The organism is Paraclostridium benzoelyticum, assembly GCF_001006285.1.
Taxonomy (GTDB): domain Bacteria; phylum Bacillota; class Clostridia; order Peptostreptococcales; family Peptostreptococcaceae; genus Paraclostridium; species Paraclostridium benzoelyticum.
This window is the reverse complement of the sequence record NZ_LBBT01000326.1, coordinates 1-3,160: the sequence shown is the minus strand read 5'-3', so window position 1 is coordinate 3,160 and position 3,160 is coordinate 1. Positions and strand designations below refer to the sequence as shown.

Annotated in this window: 2 protein-coding genes; both read left to right on the top strand. The window is 23.6% G+C overall.

Annotated elements, in window-relative coordinates:
• Positions 1-176 precede the first annotated feature (176 nt).
• Positions 177-1,562, top strand: coding sequence for an outer membrane protein assembly factor BamD (locus VN21_RS15700; RefSeq protein WP_046824087.1), 1,386 nt, complete (start codon positions 177-179; stop codon positions 1,560-1,562).
• Between the two features lie 115 nt (positions 1,563-1,677).
• Positions 1,678-3,066, top strand: coding sequence for a tetratricopeptide repeat protein (locus tag VN21_RS15695; RefSeq protein WP_046824086.1), 1,389 nt, complete (start codon positions 1,678-1,680; stop codon positions 3,064-3,066).
• Positions 3,067-3,160 lie beyond the last annotated feature (94 nt).

Sequence of the window (3,160 nt, the reverse complement as noted above, 5' to 3'; positions counted from 1 at the left end):
TTATCAACTAACAATAGCAAGGATGATATAAGCATAATTTTTATATTACAAACAACATTGAAATAATATGTTGTTTTTTTGATATAAATTAGAAAATATAGTTAATACTAGATATATATGGTATAATTAATAGTAAAACATTTATATTGCTGTTAAAGGAAGGTAAGAGATTGATTATGAAAGGTTTTTTTGGAAAAATAGTAGAATTTATAGATAGAAACAATAAAATAATAATAAAATCTGCATTGACTGTTTTAGGCATAATTTTGATAGGAATATTTATAATGTTTACTGCTGATAATTTTAGCGTAGGTAGTGAAAGTAATAAGCTTGTAGGATACATAGAAAAAAGAAATTACTCAGAGGCAATATCGTACTATGATAAAATTAAAGAAGAGTTTTCAGACACTAAAATGAATAGACTTAGTAAAAACTTATCTAAGAAAGTAAATAAAATACTTGTAACATATGGAGATAAATATATAAAAGGAGAGATAGGTAAGGATTACTTTATTTCACTAATAAATATAATTAATGAATTAGATACAGTTTACATAGATACCGATAGTATAATTAATCAAGCCAAAAGAGTAAATGATTTATATTTACAAGAAAAAATAAGCTACAATATAGCAATTGGATATATACAAGCAGTATCAACATTGAAAATATCTAAAAATGAAATATATGTATATGCAAAAAAAATAGATGTGATAGAAGATTCAAGAAAAATTTATAATGAAGGCTTAGAAAATCAAAATAAGAAAATGTACAAAGAAGCTATTGAAGATTTTGATAAAGTTATAACTGATGATAAGAGATACTATGAATTAGCTCAGGACAAAAAAGAAGAATGTATAAAAGAAATGTATGACTATTATGTAGAAATTGCAAAAACAGAAAATAAAAATGGAAATTATCAAAAAGCTTTAGAGTATATAGATTATCTAAAGCAATATTACTTAGATGATGAGGAATTAGATAAGATGTCTTCAGAATTTGAGAAAAACTTAGAAATGTATAATATGACGAATGAGGAAGTAGTGCAGTTAATATCTAAAAAAAGCGGAATAGATATAGCGGATTTAAAAGCTAATATATTCCAACAAATGTTAAACGGAAGTAAATACTACTATGCTGAAACATTTGTAGGTAAAGATAAAATAGATGAATTTTTAATTGATCCTAGAAATAAGAATGTATATTCATATCTAGATGAACAAAAATCTTATAATAATAAATATGGAGATGGACACTGGAGAGCTACACCAAATGGAACTGTAGAATTTACTATAAGTAAAAATACAGCTCAAAGTATTTTAGAAAAAAAATTAAATGAAAAAAATGAAAAGTTTAAACACGTAACGATTGAAGATAAAGAAAAATCATTAAAATATGTAGATAATCTAGAAGTGATTAATAAATTTATTGGAAAGAAAAATGATATATATTACTATGCTGTAGTAAATAGAGGATTCTTTAAGTCTAAAGAAATTTACCTAATAAATCCATATTCAAAAGATATTTACAAAGTGGATGAAAATAGTGTAAAGAAATTTTAATAAAAGCGTGAAATCACGCTTTTATTTTTTTTGTTTGAATTTTGTAAAAAAATGTATACTTTTGACTAATTTGATTTAATATGGTATTTTAATAGTATGATATTTTTGAGAGAGGGTGATTATTATTTTAAAGTTAAATATAGAAAACGATATAAAAAATTTACATAAAAAAATAATTGATATATCGTTAATAAGTGAAGATAGCAATGATACTACTTTTTTTAACATAGATGATGAAGAAATACATGAAACTTTGAAAACGCTTAAAAAAACGTATGTAACAAGTAATAGTAAAGATGAAACTATACTAAACTTAAAACATAAGACTAAAAAACAAAAAAAAGATACTAGAGAATTAAAGCTAGAATCTTATAAAAAGTATAATGAAGCATTAAATATGATCCAAAGAAAATTTATGACTAGTGCTATTGATATAATAGAAGAAGCATTAGAACTAAATCCTAAAGATGTAGATATTTTAAACTTAAAAGGGTTACTGAAACTTTTAAAATGCAATTTTGATGAAGCATTTGAAAGTTTTTACAAAAGTTCGTGTTATGATAATAATGAATTAGCCAAGAAGTATGTAAGTATATTAAGTTCAGAAGAATTTAATATATTTTTAAGTAGATATAATCATGCTGTAAGATTTGTAAATAATGAATTCTACCAAGAAAGTATACAAATACTTGAAAATATAAGAACGGAAGAACCTGAACTTATAGAGCCTTATTTAATTTTACATTTAATATATGAAAAACTAGGGGATAATGTAAAAGCTAATGAGTATATGGATAAGTTAAGAGAAGTTGATAAGGATAACTTATTATTTGAAAAAGAAATTGTAAAAACTCCTAAAAAAGAAGAAGAAAAGAAAGAATCGCCTAAAAAACAGAAAAGTCATATGCCATTATACACATTAATAGCTGTATTAGTATTAGCAATTGGAGCTTTATACTTAAATAATAAGAAAAAGTTAAATAACCTTAATGACCAGGTAGCTGCAAAAGAAGAAAAGTTAACTGAAACAAGTGAAAAGTTAGATAAAACAAAAGATGAATTAAAAGAAGTTAAAACTGAAACTGACAAAACAAAAGAAGATCAATCTAAATCTGAAGTTATAGTTGGAGATGAGGAAGAACTTTTCAATAAAGCTATGGATCTTAAAAAAGAAGGAAAGAATGAAGAGGCTATAAAGTACTTAGAGTTAGTAGTTAAAAATGGTAAAACAAAGAAATATATATCAGAATCTATATACCAATTAGCTCAATTAAATGAAAAAACTAAAAATAATGAAGAAGCTATAAAATATTATAAAAAATATGTAAATACTTATAAGCCATCAGATAATTATTATGATGATAGTTATTATAATATGGGTATGATTTACTATAAGCAAGGAGACTTAGAAAAAGCTCAACAAACTTTCTATAGTTTAAGAGCTGAAGACCCGGACAGTATGTATAATAACTCACAAGTAGAATCAATATTAAAAGAAAGATAAGAGTGCTGTGCACTCTTTTTTTTGTTTTAATAATCTATATTTACTAAAACTATGTATGATTAAAGATATTTTTCTATATAGAAAAATATCTTTA

Excerpts from the sequence above, each read along its gene's own strand:
- VN21_RS15700 (WP_046824087.1), top strand. The coding sequence starts at position 177 with ATGAAAGGTTTTTTTGGAAAAATAGTAGAATTTATAGATAGAAACAAT.